The sequence below is a fragment of the Sphingomonas hankookensis genome, assembly GCF_001619955.1.
GTDB classification, from domain to species: Bacteria; Pseudomonadota; Alphaproteobacteria; order Sphingomonadales; family Sphingomonadaceae; genus Sphingomonas; species Sphingomonas hankookensis_A.
Genome location: NZ_LQQO01000034.1, coordinates 139934 through 155754, shown reverse-complemented (window position 1 = coordinate 155754; position 15821 = coordinate 139934). Strand labels below are relative to the sequence as shown.

The 15821-nt window shown below is 69.8% G+C and carries 18 protein-coding genes and 1 tRNA gene; 17 read left to right on the top strand and 2 right to left on the bottom strand.

Going from position 1 to position 15821, the window contains the following annotated elements:
• The 11 genes from AVT10_RS12680 to AVT10_RS12630 are packed head-to-tail and all read left to right on the top strand — an operon-like array spanning position 1 to position 10645.
• Positions 1–1929 (top strand): TonB-dependent receptor plug domain-containing protein, encoded by a 1929-nt coding sequence (locus AVT10_RS12680; RefSeq protein WP_066692004.1) that lies wholly within the window; start codon positions 1–3, stop codon positions 1927–1929.
• Complete coding sequence (locus tag AVT10_RS12675) at positions 1929–2888, top strand: aminotransferase class I/II-fold pyridoxal phosphate-dependent enzyme (RefSeq protein ID WP_066692001.1); 960 nt, start codon at positions 1929–1931, stop codon at positions 2886–2888. The genes AVT10_RS12680 and AVT10_RS12675 overlap by 1 nt, the downstream gene beginning before the upstream one ends.
• On the top strand, positions 2885–3496 hold the full coding sequence (cobO, locus tag AVT10_RS12670) for a cob(I)yrinic acid a,c-diamide adenosyltransferase (RefSeq protein ID WP_066691998.1): 612 nt from the start codon (positions 2885–2887) through the stop codon (positions 3494–3496). The genes AVT10_RS12675 and cobO overlap by 4 nt, the downstream gene beginning before the upstream one ends.
• Positions 3493–4299 (top strand): ABC transporter substrate-binding protein, encoded by an 807-nt coding sequence (locus AVT10_RS12665; RefSeq protein WP_066691990.1) that lies wholly within the window; start codon positions 3493–3495, stop codon positions 4297–4299. Before cobO ends, AVT10_RS12665 begins: the two co-directional genes overlap by 4 nt.
• Positions 4296–5258, top strand: coding sequence for a FecCD family ABC transporter permease (locus AVT10_RS12660; protein ID WP_066691988.1), 963 nt, complete (start codon positions 4296–4298; stop codon positions 5256–5258). The genes AVT10_RS12665 and AVT10_RS12660 overlap by 4 nt, the downstream gene beginning before the upstream one ends.
• The gene (locus tag AVT10_RS12655; RefSeq protein ID WP_066691986.1) at positions 5255–6025 is read left to right on the top strand and encodes an ABC transporter ATP-binding protein; all 771 of its coding nucleotides are present in this window, start codon (positions 5255–5257) and stop codon (positions 6023–6025) included. The genes AVT10_RS12660 and AVT10_RS12655 overlap by 4 nt, the downstream gene beginning before the upstream one ends.
• Complete coding sequence (cbiB, locus tag AVT10_RS12650; RefSeq protein ID WP_066692763.1) at positions 6025–6894, top strand: adenosylcobinamide-phosphate synthase CbiB; 870 nt, start codon at positions 6025–6027, stop codon at positions 6892–6894. Before AVT10_RS12655 ends, cbiB begins: the two co-directional genes overlap by 1 nt.
• Positions 6882–8339: a cobyric acid synthase gene (locus AVT10_RS12645; protein ID WP_066691983.1), complete on the top strand. Its 1458-nt coding sequence runs from the start codon at positions 6882–6884 to the stop codon at positions 8337–8339. The genes cbiB and AVT10_RS12645 overlap by 13 nt, the downstream gene beginning before the upstream one ends.
• Positions 8336–9340 carry a nicotinate-nucleotide--dimethylbenzimidazole phosphoribosyltransferase gene (cobT, locus tag AVT10_RS12640; protein WP_066691981.1) on the top strand — a complete coding sequence of 335 codons (1005 nt, stop codon included), beginning with the start codon at positions 8336–8338 and terminating at the stop codon, positions 9338–9340. Before AVT10_RS12645 ends, cobT begins: the two co-directional genes overlap by 4 nt.
• Positions 9297–10103: an adenosylcobinamide-GDP ribazoletransferase gene (locus AVT10_RS12635; protein WP_066691978.1), complete on the top strand. Its 807-nt coding sequence runs from the start codon at positions 9297–9299 to the stop codon at positions 10101–10103. Before cobT ends, AVT10_RS12635 begins: the two co-directional genes overlap by 44 nt.
• Entirely contained in the window at positions 10100–10645 is a 546-nt protein-coding gene (locus tag AVT10_RS12630) for a histidine phosphatase family protein (RefSeq protein WP_066691975.1), read from the top strand. The genes AVT10_RS12635 and AVT10_RS12630 overlap by 4 nt, the downstream gene beginning before the upstream one ends.
• On the opposite strand, the gene AVT10_RS12625 is transcribed toward AVT10_RS12630, so the two are convergent.
• A complete protein-coding gene (locus tag AVT10_RS12625; protein WP_084401682.1) occupies positions 10627–11478 on the bottom strand; it encodes a glycoside hydrolase family 16 protein in 852 nt (283 codons plus the stop codon). The two genes, AVT10_RS12630 and AVT10_RS12625, sit on opposite strands and share 19 nt — an antisense overlap.
• Before the next feature lie 129 nt (positions 11479–11607).
• On the opposite strand from AVT10_RS12625, the gene AVT10_RS12620 reads away from it, so the two are divergent.
• Positions 11608–12318 (top strand): dienelactone hydrolase family protein, encoded by a 711-nt coding sequence (locus tag AVT10_RS12620; RefSeq protein WP_066691970.1) that lies wholly within the window; start codon positions 11608–11610, stop codon positions 12316–12318.
• A 57-nt stretch (positions 12319–12375) separates the two neighbouring features.
• Complete coding sequence (gene msrB / locus AVT10_RS12615; RefSeq protein ID WP_066691967.1) at positions 12376–12819, top strand: peptide-methionine (R)-S-oxide reductase MsrB; 444 nt, start codon at positions 12376–12378, stop codon at positions 12817–12819.
• Positions 12820–12889: 70 nt separating this feature from the next.
• Here the strand turns inward: msrB and AVT10_RS12610 are convergent.
• A tRNA-Thr gene (locus AVT10_RS12610) sits at positions 12890–12964 on the bottom strand.
• A gap of 112 nt (positions 12965–13076) precedes the next feature.
• Between AVT10_RS12610 and AVT10_RS18595 the strand changes: the two genes are divergently transcribed.
• From AVT10_RS18595 to AVT10_RS12595, 4 genes are all read left to right on the top strand, one after another.
• A complete protein-coding gene (locus AVT10_RS18595; RefSeq protein ID WP_198158586.1) occupies positions 13077–13214 on the top strand; it encodes a hypothetical protein in 138 nt (45 codons plus the stop codon).
• 71 nt (positions 13215–13285) lie between these two features.
• Entirely contained in the window at positions 13286–14257 is a 972-nt protein-coding gene (locus AVT10_RS12605; RefSeq protein ID WP_066691963.1) for a glycoside hydrolase family 5 protein, read from the top strand.
• A 40-nt stretch (positions 14258–14297) separates the two neighbouring features.
• Complete coding sequence (locus AVT10_RS12600) at positions 14298–15008, top strand: alpha/beta hydrolase (RefSeq protein ID WP_066691961.1); 711 nt, start codon at positions 14298–14300, stop codon at positions 15006–15008.
• Positions 15008–15760 (top strand): tetratricopeptide repeat protein, encoded by a 753-nt coding sequence (locus AVT10_RS12595; RefSeq protein WP_066691960.1) that lies wholly within the window; start codon positions 15008–15010, stop codon positions 15758–15760. The genes AVT10_RS12600 and AVT10_RS12595 overlap by 1 nt, the downstream gene beginning before the upstream one ends.
• Positions 15761–15821: the final 61 nt, after the last annotated feature.

Here is a 15821-nt window from a genome sequence, read left to right as displayed (position 1 = left end):
ATGAAGACCCGTTTCCTGTTGCTGCCCTGCCTGTTGGCAGCGACCCCGAGTTTCGCGCAGAGCGCCCAGTCGACCACCGGCCTCGAACGCGTGGCGGACGGCGATGACGAGATCGTCGTCACCGCGAACCGCGAGGCACGCCCGGTCGATACCGTGGGGCAGGCGGTCACCGTGCTCGACACCGCGACCATCGAAACCCGGCAGGCGGTGGTCGTGTCCGACCTGCTGCGCCAGACGCCCGGCGTCACCGTCACCCGCAATGGCGGTATCGGCACGACGACCAGCGTCAACATCCGCGGCGCCGACAGCGATCAGACCGTCGCGCTGATCGATGGCGTGAAGCTCAACGACCCGTCGTCGCCCGGCGGCGGCTTCAACTTCGGCAATCTGCTGATCGGCAACATCGCTCGCATCGAAGTGCTGCGCGGTGCGCAGTCGGTGTTGTGGGGCAGCCAGGCGATCGGCGGCGTCGTCAACCTGATTACCCGGCAGCCGACCGAAGAACTGGCGATCAACGCCCGCGCGGAAGGTGGATCGTTCGGCACCGGGCAGGCCTTTGCCAACGTGTCGGGCAAGTCGGGGGCGGTATCGGCAAGCCTGGGCGGCGGGTTCTTTACCACCGACGGCATTTCGGCCTATGCGCCGGGACGCGAAAAGGACGGCTATCGCAACTATGGCGCGAACGGCAGCGTCGCGGTGGCGCTGGCCGACAATGTCTCGGTCGATGTGCGCGGCTTCTATTCGAACGGCCGGACCGAGATCGACGGCTTTCCGGCGCCCACGTTCAGCTTCGGCGATACCCGCGAGGTCGGGAACGCGGAGCAATGGACCGGCTATACCGGGCTGAACGCCGCGCTGTTCGACGGGCGGTTCCGCAACCGCATCGGCTATGCCCATACGTCGAGCAACCGCACCAACACCGATCCCGACGGCACGCCGACCGAAACCTTCCGGGGCAAAGGGCGCAACGACCGGCTCGACTATCAGGGATCGTTCGACGTCACCGACGCCGTCTTCGCGACCTTCGGCGTGGAACGTGAAGTGTCGCGCTTCACCACGGCGAGCTTCGGCGGGCCGGCGACGACCGGTCGTGCGCGCCTCTTCGGGGTCTATGGCCAGCTGGCGGTGACGCCGATCGAAAACCTCACGCTGACCGGGGGCGTGCGCCATGACGATCATAATGTGTTCGGCGGAGCGACGGTGTTTTCGGGCAGCGGTGTCTGGTCGCCGAACGGCGGCAATACGCTGCTACGCGCCAGCTATTCGGAAGGGTTCAAGGCGCCGACGTTGTACCAGCTGCAGAGCGAATACGGCAACGCGCTGCTGACCCCGGAACGCTCGCACGGCTGGGACGCCGGCATCACCCAGCGTGGGCTGGACGGTGCTGTCGAGGCGAGCGCGACCTGGTTCGACCGCACGTCGAAGGACCTGATCGCGTTCATCTCCTGCCCCGCCAACGGCACCGGCATCTGCGCCGGGCGGCCGTTCGGCACCTATGACAATATCCAGCGCGCCGAGGCGAAGGGGCTGGAATTCGCGCTGAAGCTGAAACCCGTCGAGGCGTTCACCGTCGCCGCCGCCTATACCTATCTGGATGCGCAGAACCGCTCGGCCGGGACTGCCAATTTCGGGCGCAAGCTGCAGCGGCGCCCGGCGGACAGCCTGACCGTCAATGCGGACTATCGCTGGGCGTTCGGCCTGTCGACCGGGGCGACCGTCACCATGGTCGGCGACAGTTTCGACAATGCGTCGAACACCCGCCGGCTGGACGGCTATGTCCTGACCGACCTGCGCGCGGCGTTGCCGATCACGGAGCGGGTCGAGGTCTATGGCCGGGTCGAGAATCTGTTCGACGAACGCTATCAGACCATCTTCCAGTATGGCACGCCGGGCCGTGCCGCCTATGGCGGCGTGCGGGTCCGTTACTGATGGAAAGCCTCGCCGAATTCTGCGCGCATGGCGGCCGGGTCGCCGCTGCTGCGCGTGCGTTCGGCGGGGACGACTGGATCGACCTGTCGACCGGGATCGCGCCCTGGGCCTATCCGGTCGACAGCCTCGATCCGGGGCTGACCCGGCTGCCCGAGCCGGGCGAACTGGCGGCGCTGGAGGCGGCGGCGGCGCAGGCGTTCGACGTCGTCGATCCGGCGCAGGTGGTGGCGGTGCCGGGCACCGACCTTGCGCTGCGGCTGCTGGCGGTGGTGCTGGCAGCCGAGCGGCCGGCGGTGGTGCGGCCGGGCTATGCCGGGCATCTTGCCGCATGGGGTGAGGCGCGATGTGTCGCGGCGTTCGCCGATCCGGGCGATGCCGATCTGCTGGTGCTGGCGTCGCCCGCCAATCCCGACGGACGCGTGACGCCGGCCGCGACGCTGCGGGCATTGGCGCAGCGGATGACGGTGGTCGTCGACGAAGCCTATGCCGACCCCGCGCCCGGTCTGTGCGGTGAGGCATCCGACCGGCTGGTCGTGCTGCGGTCGTTCGGCAAATTCTATGGCCTGCCCGGCGTGCGGCTGGGCTTCGTCATCGCCGGACCCCGCGTCACCGGCGCGCTTCGGCATTTGCTGGGCGACTGGCCGGTGTCGACGCCCGCGATTGCGGTCGGCACCGCTGCCTATCGCGACACGGCATGGCGTGAGGGGCAGGTCGAGCGGATCGAGACGGTCGGCGCGCTGCTCGACTTCGCCCTGTCGCGCTTCGAGCTTGTCGGGACCGCGCCGCTGTTCCGGCTGATCGGCACGGCCGACGCCCATGCGCTGTTTCGTCACCTGTGCAACCATGCCATCCTGACCCGCCCGTTCGCCGACCGGGCGGATCGGTTGCGCATCGGCCTGCCGCCCGATGGCGCGGCGCTGGCCCGTCTGACCACCGCCCTTGCGGAGTATGTTCGATGACCGAGACCCCCGACGATTATGCGAAGCACAATGCGCGGATGCAGCGCATGGCGGTGGCGCGCGAAAAGATGCAGGCGCGCCGCACGCTCGAACGCGGGCTGCTGATCGTCCATACCGGCAACGGCAAGGGCAAGTCGTCCAGCGCGTTCGGCATGGCAATCCGCAGCATCGGATGGGGGATGAAGGTCGCGATCCTGCAATATGTGAAGGGCAAGTGGGAGACGGGCGAGCGCAACTTCTTCGACGCGCATCCCGACCTGGCGAGCTTCGAGGTGATGGGCGAGGGCTTCACCTGGGAAACGCAGGACCGCGCGCAGGACATCGCCGCCGCCCGCGCCGCATGGGAACGCTCGAAAGAGATGATCCTCGACCCCGCGATCGACTTCGTGATCCTCGACGAGTTGAACATCGTGCTGCGCGACGACACCCTGCCGATCGCCGAAATCGTCGCGTTCCTGAAGGACCGGCCGCTGACCAAGCATATCTGCATCACCGGCCGCAATGCGAAGCCCGAACTGCTCGAACTGGCCGACCTCGTCACCGAATTCGGCGAGGTGAAGCACCCCTATCATGCCGGGTTCAAGGCGCAGAAGGGCGTCGAATATTGATCCGCCTCGCTGCCTTGCTGCTGGCCGCGCCGGGGCTGGTGTCGGCGGCGCCGCGCCTTCCCCGCGTGGTGTCGATCAATCCGTGCGTCGATGCGGTGCTGGCCCGTGTCGCCGATCCGGCGCAGATCGTCGGTATCAGCCATTATTCGCAGGATATCCGCGCAACCTCGGTGCCGCTTAGCTGGTCGAACCGGTTCAAGGCGACGTCGGGCACGGCGGAAGAGGTCGTCGCGCTGCGGCCCGACATCGTCCTTGCCGGCCCCCATGTCGAACCTGCGACGATCGCTGCGCTCAAGCGGCTGAAGATCGCGCTGGTGCAATATCCGGTGGCGGAATCGGTGCCGGAAAGCATGGAGCAAGTCCGCGCCATCGCCGCCGCGACCGGCCATGCGGCGCGGGGCGAAGCGCTGGCGGCACGGATCGCAGCCGCCGCGACCCCGGCGCGGGTGGCGCCGGTCGGCGCGCTGGTGTGGCAGGGGAACGGACTGGTGCCCGGGGCGGGCACGCTGACCGACGACCTGCTCAAGCGTGCCGGTTTCCGCAACATGAGCGCGGCCTATGGCCTCAAGCAATGGGACGTGCTGCCGCTCGAATATCTCGTCGCCAACCCGCCGCGCGTGCTGCTGTCGACCGCGCCGGCGGGCGTGCAGGACGACCGGATGACCGGTCATCCGGCGGTGCGGCGGCTGGCGCAGCATATCAAAGTCGCCCCCTATCCGACGCGGCTGATGAATTGCGGCGGGCCGACGATCATCGCGGCGATGGCGCGGTTGCGGCAGGTGCGCGGGGCAGTCACGTCATGAAGCGATTGACCCTCGGCCTGATCGTCCTGCTGCTGATCGCCGTCGCGCTGTCGGTAGCGGCGGGCAAGGTGTGGGTGCCGCTCGACGCGTGGACCGCCGACGATCCGCGCTCGATCATCATCGTGGAGTTGCGCCTGCCGCGCACCGTGCTGGCGTTGCTGGTCGGGGCGGCGCTCGGCCTGTCGGGGGCGGTGATGCAGGGCTATCTGCGCAATCCGCTGGCCGATCCGGGACTGTTCGGCGTGTCGTCGGGCGCGGCGTTCGGCGCGGTGCTGGCGCTGTATTTCGGCTATGCCGCGCAGATGTGGCTGCTGCCGGGCTTCGCGCTGGTCGGCGCTGGCGTGACGATGACGTTGCTGGCGCTGATCGCCGGACGGTCGGGCAGCCTGATCCTGTTCACGCTGGGCGGCATGATCCTCACCAGCATTACCGGGTCGCTGACGTCGCTCGCGATCAGCCTTGCGCCGACGCCGTTCGTATCGTCATCGATCGTGACGTGGCTGCTGGGCGCGCTGACCGACCGCAGCTGGGACGATGTGGTGGTTGCCGCACCGCTGATCGCGCTGGGCATGGGGGTGCTGGCGATGACCGCGCGGTCGCTCGACGCGCTGACGCTGGGCGAGGCGGCGGCACGATCGATGGGTGTCGATCCGGCGCGGCTGCAACGGCTGGTCATCCTCGGCGTCGCGTTGACCGTCGGGGCGTCGGTGGCGTCGGCGGGCATCATCGGGTTCGTCGGGCTGATCGTGCCGCATCTCGTCCGGCCGCTGGCGGGCAACCGGCCCTCGGCGATCCTGCTGCCCTCCGCGCTTGCCGGGGCGGTGTTGCTGACCTTTGCCGACAGCCTCGTGCGGCTGGCCCCGACCGTCAGCGAACTGCGGCTCGGTATCGCCATGTCGATGCTGGGCGGGCCGTTCTTCCTGTACCTGTTGATCGCGATGCGGCGGAGGCTGGCATGACCGATCTGGTGGCCGATGCGATTTCGCTGACATTGGGCAGCAACCGCGTGCTCGATCAGGTGTCGTTCGCGTTCCGGCAGGGGCGGGTGACCGCGCTGCTGGGGGCGAACGGCGCGGGGAAGTCGAGCCTGCTCGCCTGCCTCGCCGCGCTGCGCCGTCCGGATGCGGGTGCGGCACGGCTGGGCGGCGAGGATGTGCAAGCGATCGACCGGCGCGCGCGGGCGCAAGCGATCGGGCTGTTGCCGCAAGCGGCCGATGTGCACTGGGACATCGACGTGCGTACCCTGGTGGGCCTCGGGCGGTTCGCGCATCGCGGGCGCTGGGGCGAGACGCAGGCCGATCGCGATGCGGTGAAGGCGGCGCTGGCGGCGACCGACATGACCGACCTCGCTGATCGGGGCGTCGAGCGGCTGTCGGGGGGCGAGCGGGGGCGGGCGCTGCTGGCGCGGGTGCTGGCGGGAGAACCCGACTGGCTGCTGGCGGACGAACCGCTTGCCAGCCTCGACCCCGCGCACCAGCTGGACGTGCTGGCGCGGTTGCGCGGGGTGGCGGCGGGCGGGCGCGGCGTGGTGCTGGTGCTGCACGACCTGCATCTGGCGGCGCGGGTGGCGGACGACGCGGTGCTGTTGAAGGACGGGCGGATCGTTGCGGCGGGGGAGGCGGATGCGGTGCTGACCGCGCCGGCCATCGCCGAAGCCTATGGCATCGATGTCGAGATCGGCCGCACGCCGCAGGGGCATCGCTACATATTTCCGGTCGCGCGGTGATCGCGCTGGCGGCGCTGATCGTCGAGGCGGCGCTCGGCTATCCGCGGCGCTGGTGGCATCCGGTCATGGGCGTCGGCGCGCTGATCGATTCGTTCGAGCGGCGCTGGAACCGGCGGCGTCGTGCCGAGGGGATTGCGCTGGTCGTATTGCTCGTCGGGTTGTCGGTCCTACTGGGATCGGCGATCGAGCGGCTGGGGACGATCGTCAGCGTGGCGGTCGCGACGACCGGTCTCGCCCAGCGCAGCCTGCACGATCATGTCGCGGCGGTGGCGCGGCCGTTGGCGGCGGGCGATCTGGGCGCGGCACGGCAGGCGGTGGCGATGATCGTCGGGCGCGATACCGCCACGCTGGACGAGGCAGGCGTCGCGACGGCGGCGATCGAGAGCCTTGCGGAAAGTTTCTGCGATGGCGTGGTCGCACCGGCGCTGGGCCTGTTGCTGTTCGGGCTGCCGGGGCTGTTCGCGGTGAAGGGGATCAATACGGCGGACTCGATGGTCGGGCATCGCACGCCCGAGCTGCGCGCGTTCGGATGGGCGGCGGCGCGGGCCGACGATGTCGTCAATTTTGTGCCCGCACGGGTTGCAGGCGCGCTGATCGCGCTGGCCGGACACGGTGGCTGGCGGGAGATGCGGCGCGACGCCCCCCGCCATGCCTCACCCAATGGCGGTTGGCCGGAGGCGGCAATGGCCGGCGCGCTGGGACGGCGGTTGGGCGGGGCGGTCAGCTATGACGGCGAGCCGGCGCAACGCGCGGTGCTGGGCGATGGGCCGCCGCCGCATGCGGCCGACCTGACGCGGGCGCTTGGCATCTATCGCACCGCCTGCCTGTTGCTGTGGATGCTGGTCGGGATCGTCGCTTGGGCGCGGTGATGCTCCAGGGGACCGGATCGGATGTCGGCAAGTCGGTGCTGGTCGCCGGGCTGTGCCGGCTGCTGACCGACCGGGGGTTGCGGGTGCGCCCGTTCAAGGCGCAGAACATGTCGAACAACGCCGCCGTTTGTGCGGATGGTGGTGAGATCGGTCGGGCGCAGGCGTTGCAGGCGATGGCGTGCCGCGTGCCGCCGACGACCGACATGAACCCGGTGCTGCTGAAGCCGCAAAGCGACCGCACGTCGCAGCTGGTGGTTGGCGGACGCGTGGCCGGGGTGATGGCGGCGGGCGACTATCGGCGGCGGCGACCCGAATTGCTGGCCGAGGTGCTGGCGGCCTATCGCCGCCTGTCCGGCGAGGCGGATATCGTGGTGGTCGAGGGTGCGGGATCGCCCGCCGAGATCAATCTGCGCGCGGGCGATATCGCCAATATGGGCTTTGCGCGGGCTGCCGGAGTGCCGGTGGTGCTGGCGGGCGATATCGATCGCGGCGGGGTAATTGCGGCGCTGGTCGGCACGCAGGCGGTGATCGATCGGGCCGATGCGGCGATGATCCGCGGATTTGTGGTCAACAAGTTCCGGGGCGATCCGGCGCTGTTCGAGGATGGCAGGGCGGAGATCGTGGCGCGTACCGGCTGGCGCGATATCGGGCTGGTGCCATGGCTGCCCGATGCCGCGCGCCTGCCGGCCGAGGATGCGGTGGCGCTGGGACGTGGGGGCGAAGCGGGCGACGGGCCGCTGATCGCGGTGCCGATGCTGTCGCGCATCGCCAATTTCGACGATTTCGATGCCCTTGCCCATGATCCGGCGGTGCGGTTGCGGATGATCCCGCCGGGCCGGCCGTTGCCGGGCGATGCGTCCCTGGTGATCCTGCCGGGGACGAAGGCGACGATCGCGGACCTCGCTTTCCTGCGCGAACAGGGCTGGGATATCGACCTTGCCGCCCATGTCCGGCGTGGCGGGCAGGTGATGGGTATCTGCGGCGGATACCAGATGCTCGGCACCGGCATCGCCGATCCGGACGGGATCGAGGGACCGGCGGGACAGGTCGCCGGGCTGGGGCTGCTGCCGATCGATACGGTGATCGCGGGCGCCAAGACGACGCGGCCGGTCACCGGCACGCTGGCGGACGGAGCGGCCTTTGCCGGCTATGAAATTCATGCCGGCGTGACGACCGTCGCACCGGGTACGCCGCCGCTGCTGCATTTCGCCGATGGCACGCCCGATGGCGCGGTCGCGCGCGACGGGCAGATTGCCGGTTGCTACGTTCATGGCCTGTTCGATGCGCCCGCCGCGCGGGCCGGCCTGCTCGCGCGGATCGGCGCGCGCAGCGACCCGCTCGACCGGCGCGACGCCATCGATGCCGCGCTCGACGGGGTGGCGCGGGCGCTGGAAACCGCGCTCGATATCGACGCATTGCTGGACATTGCCGGGGAGGCCCTATGATCGACGAGATTCGCGCGCATCTGGACGCGCTCGCCAAGCCGCGCGGGGCGATGGGGCGGCTGGAGGCGCTGGCAACCGAACTGGTGCTGACCCAGGGACGGATCGATGCGCGCACCGCACCGCGCCGCATCGTGCTGTTCGCCGGCGACCATGGCTGTGCCGGTGAGGGAGTGTCCGCCTGGCCGTCCGAGGTCACGCAGATGATGGTGGCGACCATCTTGTCGGGACGCGCGACCAGCAACGCGCTGGCCGCTGCCGCCGACTGCCCGTTGCGGCTGGTCGATGTGGGGATGATGGGGCCGCGCGTTGCCGGTCCCGACTTCTTCCGCGACGCGCGTATCGGCGATGGTAGCGCGCCGCTTGGCACCGGACCGGCGCTGTCCGTCGCGCAGTTCGACGCGGCGTGGGCGGTCGGGGCGGCGGAGGCGGATGCGGCGATCGATGCGGGGGTCACACTGTTGATCGCGGGCGAAATGGGCATCGGCAACACGACGCCAGCCGCCTGCCTGACGGCGTTGCTGACCGCTCTGGATCCCGATGCGGCGGTCGGGCGCGGTGCGGGGGCGGACGATGCCGTGCTGGCGACCAAGCGTCGCATCGTGGCATCCGCCGTGGCGAGGGCGGCGGGGGTTGGCGATCTGCGCGAGGCTATCGCGTCGGTCGCCGGCTATGAGATCGCGGCGATGGCCGGTTTCTACGCGACCGGCGCGCGGCGCGGGGCGACGCTGCTGCTCGACGGCTATGTCGCGACCGCCGCCGCGCTGATCGCCGAACGGCTCGCCCCCGGCAGCGTCAGGGCGATGATCGCCGGGCATCGCTCCGCCGAACCCGGCCATGGCGCGGCGCTTGCGGCGCTCGGGCTGACGCCGGTGCTCGACTGGGAGATGCGGCTGGGCGAGGGGAGCGGAGCGCTCGTGGCCCTGCCGCTGCTCGACGCGGCGGCGGCGTTGTTGAACGATGTCGTACGGCTCGACCAAATCGGGGCGGATCGTGCCGACTGAGTGCCCGCGCTGGGCGCCGCCGCTGCTGGCGGTGCAGTTTCTGACCCGGTTGCCGGTGCCGTGGCTGGCGCGGCTGACGGCGGAACAGGCGGGCGTCGGATTGGCGCGGGCGATGGCGTGGCTGCCGCCGGTCGGGTCGCTGATCGGTGCGGCGACCGGCGTGACCTTCGTGCTGGCGCAAGGGCTATGGCCGCCGATGATCGCCGCGATCGTGGCGCTGATGGTCGAGGCGCTGCTGACCGGTGCGTTTCACGAGGACGCGGTCGCCGATTTCTGCGACGCGTTCGGCGGCGTTGCGAGCGGCGACCGCGCGTTGACGATCATGAAGGACAGCCGGATCGGCAGCTATGGCGCGCTGGGCTTGGGGCTGGTGGTGCTGCTGCGCCTTGCCGCGATGGTCGCGCTGCCGCCGATGCTGGCGATGGCGGCGATCGTCGGCGCAGCGACGGCGGGCCGGCTGTGCGCGGTGACGCTGGCGGCGATGCTTGCGCCGGTCGGCAGCGGTGCGGGCATGGCGGTGCGGGCCGGGCGGATGCCGGGCGGGCGGCTGATGCTGGCGGGGCTGCTGGCGCTGCCGGGCCTGGTGCCGATCCTGTGGCTGGCGCCGGGAGCGGTGGTCGCCGCGCTGGTGGCGATGGCGGCGATGCTGGGGTGGCTGGCGCGCTTCCTGATGCGGCGGATCGGCGGGAGCACCGGCGACTGCCTGGGCTTTGCGGCGGCGATGGGACAATTGGCACTGCTGCTGACGGTGGCGGCGCGGTGAAGGTGCTGCTGCTGCGCCACCCGCCGGTCGCGACGGCATGGCGCGGGCGCTGCTATGGCCGGTCGAACATGGGGTGGAGCCGCGACGGCTGGGCGATGGCGCGGCGGATCGTCGCGGATCTGCCGCCGGTCGATGCGGTCGTCCATTCGGGTGCGCAGCGCACCGCCCGGCTGGCGGCGATGGTCGAGCAGGCGCGGTGCGTGCCGGCGACCGCCGATCCCCGCTGGCTGGAACGCGATTTCGGCTATTGGGAGGGGCGGCGCTGGGACGCGATCTGGCGGGAAAGCGGCGCCGAGATTGACCGCATGATGACCGATCCGGAAGCCTATCGCCCCGGCGGTGGCGAAACCGGGCGCGACATCGCCGACCGGGTAGCGGCGGCGTGGGACGCGCTGCCCCGGGTCGCGTCGGTACTGGTCGTCGCGCATGGCGGACCGATCGCCACGCTGCGCGCGCTGCGGGCCGGGGTGCCGCTGACGCGCGCGGTGGACTTCATTCCGGCGTGCGGCGAGGTCGTGCCGCTTCAGCGATATTGCCAGTAGCGGACGTAATCGACCTTCATCGACTGGGGGAAACGGGTGTCGTCGATCCCCATCTTCCCGCCCCAGTCGCCCCCGACCGCGACGTTCATGATCAGGTTGAACGGCCGGTCGAACGGCCATGCCGCCTGCCCACCGGGCTGGTCGTTGTCGACCCGCATATAGCCGCGACCGTCCACCCCGATGGTGATCGAATCCGGTTTCCAGTCGAGCTGATAGCGATGCCATTCGCCGCAGGCGGTCCGCATCTTCAACGATCCGCCGCGCTGCGTTCCCCGCGCATGGTTGAAGGCGGCGCTGTGCAGCGTCGCATGGACGAGGCCGGGTTCGTATCCCACCAGTTCGAGAATGTCGATTTCGCCCCCCGCCGGCCAAGTGCCGTTGGGCGGCAGCATCCATAGCGCCGGCCAGATGCCGCGCCCGCACGGCAGCTTGGCGCGGATATCGTAGAAGCCATAGCCCATCGGCCGCGTCGAAACGATCCGGGCGGAGGTATAGGCCTGCCCGCCGGCATCGGGCCCCTTGGGCGTTTCGCGGCGCGCCTCGATCACCAGCGCGCCCTTTTCGACACGGGCGTTGGCCGGGGTGTTGGCCGGCGCATAATATTGACGTTCGTTGTTATACCATCCGGCACGGTTGCGGCTGGTGTCGAAGCGCCAGTTTGCCGGATCGATCCGCTTGCCCGAAAACTCGTCGGCGAAGGTCGGCGACCCGCCAGGCGGGGCGATGGCGACGTCGACCGCATGGTTCGACGCGCCGAGCGTCGCGGGCGTCTCCTGCGCCTGTGCCGTCGCGGCAAAGGCGATCGTCGCCAGCATCCCCATCATCCTGCCCATCGATACGCTCCTGCCATCGCCACCGGACGCCTGCCCGTGCCGTGCTAGGGTAGGAAGCGTGCAGGGGCGAGCGCAACCCCTGTCGGTACCGACCGTTCAGGCGACAACCCCCGGAACCGGAGCAGGCGAATGACGATAGAGCAGTTCGATTATCACGATGGCGACACGGTATTGCAGGCCGGCATCGCCTTTCCCGCCGGTCAGGACAAGGCACCGGCCGTGCTGGTCGTCCATCAATGGGCGGGACGCGGCGACGGCGAGCACAAGGTTGCCGAGCGGCTGGCCGACCTCGGCTATGTCGGGATCGCCATCGACATGTTCGGCAAGGACGTAAAGGGCAATCCGGGCGGCGACAACAGCCACCTCATCAACCCGCTCCTGTCGGACCGCGCCGCGTTGTTGCAGCGGATGCGCGCGGGGGTGGCCTTTGCCGCGACGCTGGACCGGGTCGATGCGTCGCGGATCGCGGCAATCGGCTATTGCTTCGGCGGGCTGTGTGTCCTCGACCTCGCGCGCGGCGGCGCTGACGGGGTGCTCGGCGTGGTGAGCCTGCACGGGATGCTCGATGGCAACGATCTGGGCGGCGACGGACCGATCGCGGCCAAGGTGCTGGTCGAACATGGCTGGCGCGATCCGATGGCGGCGCCGGACAAGGTGCTGGCCTTTGCCGAGGAAATGGGTGCGCGTGACGCCGACTGGCAGCTCCATGCCCATGGCCGCGCCATGCATGCCTTTACGAGGACGCAGGCCGCCGCGCCGGAAAAGGGCATGGCCTATGACGCCGATGCCGATCGCCGGTCGTGGGAATCGGTGCAGGGGTTCCTGGCCGAGCTTTTCTGATCCGGTTGCGTCGGTCGGCCCGCACCCCATCTTTACGGTAACGAAGGAACGCAAACCATGACCGAGTATCGCAAGACCGAAGAGGCGCTCGCCCGCCTGACGCCCGAGCAATTCTATGTGACGCAGCAAAGCGGCACCGAGCGGCCGGGCACCGGCGAATATCTCCACGAAAAGCGGCCCGGCATCTATGTCGACATCGTGTCGGGCGAACCGCTGTTCGCATCGGCCGACAAGTTCGATTCGCATTGCGGCTGGCCGAGCTTCACCAAGCCGATCGAACCGGCCAATGTCGCCGAGCTGCGCGACACGACGCACGGCATGGTCCGCACCGAGGTCCGCTCGGCCGGCGGGGACAGCCATCTGGGGCATGTCTTTCCCGACGGTCCGCGCGACCGCGGTGGCCTGCGCTACTGCATCAATTCGGCGGCGCTGCGCTTCGTGCCCCGCGAAGCGATGGAGGCCGAAGGCTATGGCGCCTATCTCGACCAGGTCGAGGGATAGGCGCAGGCGCCACGCTCCAAACGGCGTGGCGGTCCCCCAGGGGGATCGGGTATCGATTTCTGCTAGAAACTGGTGCTGCCGGTGAGGATTGAACTCACGACCTCAGCCTTACCAAGGATGCGCTCTACCACTGAGCTACGGCAGCACTCCGAGCCGGGGGGAAACCCCTCGGCGGCGGGAGGGGCCTATGTGCAGGCATTCGCGGTGATGTCAAGCGGCCGTTGCCATATTGCGGGCGAATTGCGTAGAAAGTCGCGATGAGCGAAGCGGAACGCAAGGCACGGCTGGCACAGGCGCTGCGGCAGAATCTGCGCCGGCGCAAGGAACAGGCGCGGGCGGAGGTTGCGCTCGAGCAACCGGCGCAGGCCGCCACGGGGCAACCGGCGGCCGACTGAACCCTGCTCGATTGTTGACAGCGTTGACGGCGGGCGACACTTTCCCCGAAGAATCGATGGGGAGAGGTCGGATGCGTCGCTGGTGGTTGCTGCTGATCGCGTTGTTGCTGGCACCGGTGGCCTGGGGCCTGCCGGCGGCGGCGCCTGCCGGATCGCCGGTGGCGGCGCATGGCCGGCTGGCGGTGAAGGGCAATCGCGTGGTCGATGCGCAGGGCAAGCCCTATGCGGTCCATGGCATGTCGCTGTTCTGGAGCCAGTGGCAGCCGCGCTATTATGATCCGGCGACGATCGCGTGGCTGGTGCGCGATTGGCGCGTAACGGCGGTGCGCGCCGCGATCGGCGGGCAGCAGGGCGGCTATGATACGCAGCCCGAGGCGGAGACGAAGCGGGCCGAGGCGGTGATCGACGCGGCGATCGCGCACGGTATCTATGTCGTGGTCGACTGGCACGCGCATCAGCCGCGGCCCGACGATGCGGTGCGCTTCTTCAGCCATATCGCGACCAAATATCGCGGCGTGCCGAACCTGATCTACGAAACCTATAACGAGCCGCTGCCCGAACATGGCTGGGCGACCGTGCTGAAGCCCTATCACGCCAAAGTGATCGGCGCGATCCGGGCGATCGATCCGGGGGCGTTCGTGGTGGCGGGCACGCGCAGCTGGTCGCAGGACGTGGACGAAGCCGCCGCCGATCCGCTGCCCTTCGCCAATGTCGCCTATACACTGCACTTCTACGCCGCGACGCATAAGGGCGAGTTGCGGTCCAAGGCGGAGACGGCGATGCAGCGCGGCATCGCGCTGTTCGTCACCGAATATGGCACGACCGCCGCCAATGGCGACGCACCGATCGACGCGACCGAGACGCGGACCTGGTGGGAGTGGTGCGCGAAGCACGGCATCAGCTATCTGAACTGGTCGGTCGCGAACAAGGACGAGGCGTCCGCAATCCTCAAACCGGCGACGCAGGGCCTGTCGGGATGGAGCGAGGCCGAGCTGACCGAATCGGGCCGGCTGGTACGGACGCATCTGCGCGCGCTGCGCTGACGCCTTGTCGCTCGCGGGAGGGGCGTGGCATGTAGGCCCCATGACCGACTCCCGCCCGCTCGCCTATCGCCACACGCCCGGCACCGGCCCGACCATCCTGTTCCTGCCGGGCTATGCGTCCGACATGAGCGGGACCAAGGCGCTGGCGATCGAGGCATGGGCGCGAGAGAGGGGGCGGGCGTTCCTGCGGTTCGATTATGCCGGGTGCGGCGAAAGCCCCGGTGCGTTCGAGGCGCAGACGCTGGCCGGCTGGGTCGACGATGCGCTGGCGATGATCGATCACGCCATCGAAGGCCCGGTAGTGCCGGTCGGATCGTCGATGGGCGGCTGGATCGCGCTGCTCGCCGCCCGTGCCCGGCCGGAGCGGATCGCCGGGCTGGTGGGGATCGCGCCGGCCCCCGACTTCACCGACTGGGGCTTTTCGCAGGCGGAGAAGATGGCGCTGCTGACGGAAGGACGGATCGAGCGGCCGTCGCCCTATGCCGATACGCCGACCGTGTTCACCCGCGCCTTCTGGTCGTCGGGCGAGGCCAACCGGGTGATGCACAGCGAGCTGCCGATCGATGCGCCGGTGCGGCTGGTGCAGGGGCAGCGCGATGCCGATGTGCCGTGGGAGCGCACCGTCCACCTCGCCTCGCGCCTCCGTTCAGCCGATGTGCAGACTGTTCTCGTCAAGGATGGCGACCATCGCCTGTCGCGTGATGGCGATATCGCGCTGATCCTGCGCGCCATCGAGGATGTACTGGCCTGATGTTCTCCCCGCTGCTGTTCCTCGCGCTCCAGGCCGCCGCCGGGCCGCAATTGCCTGTGGGTGCCACGCCCGAAGCGCGCTATGATCAGTGCGTCGATGCCGCGACGACCGCGCCCGAGCAGGCGGAGAAGATCGCCGGGCAATGGCGGCTGGTCGGGGGTGGGTTCCTGGCGCGCCAGTGCCTTGGGATGAGCTATGCCACGCGGCAGAAATGGACCGCGGCGGCGGAAGCGTTCGAGCAGGCGGCGCGCGAGGCGGAGGTGGCGAAGGACGCCCGCGCCGCGAACTATTGGGCGCAGGCGGGCAATGCCCGGCTGGCCGATGGCGATACCGCCGGAGCCGGAACCGCGCTGGATGCTGCGTTGGCCAGCGGGGCGCTGACCGGCCTTGCACGGGGTGAGGCACAGCTTGATCGGGCGCGGGTGCGTGTGGCGGGGGGCGACCTGCCCGGTGCGCGCGGCGATCTCGACCGGGCGCTGAAGGATGCGCCGGCCGATCCGCTCGCCTGGCTGTTGTCGGCGACGCTGGCGCGGCGGATGGGCGACCTGACGCGGGCGAAGGCGGACATTGCCGAGGCGCTGCGGCGGTCGGCGGACGATCCGTCGGTCCAGCTGGAGGCGGGCAATATCGCCGGCCTGTCGGGCGATACCAAGGGCGCCCGGGCGGCGTTCGAGGCGGTGCAGCGGCTAGCCCCGGACAGTGCGCAGGCCAAGGCGGCGGACGCCGCGCTCGACACGCTGCCGCCTGCCTGATGGCGGTTGCGGTGTCCCGGTGCTGACCCGATATGCCGGGTCAACGCACATGGGAGCCGTA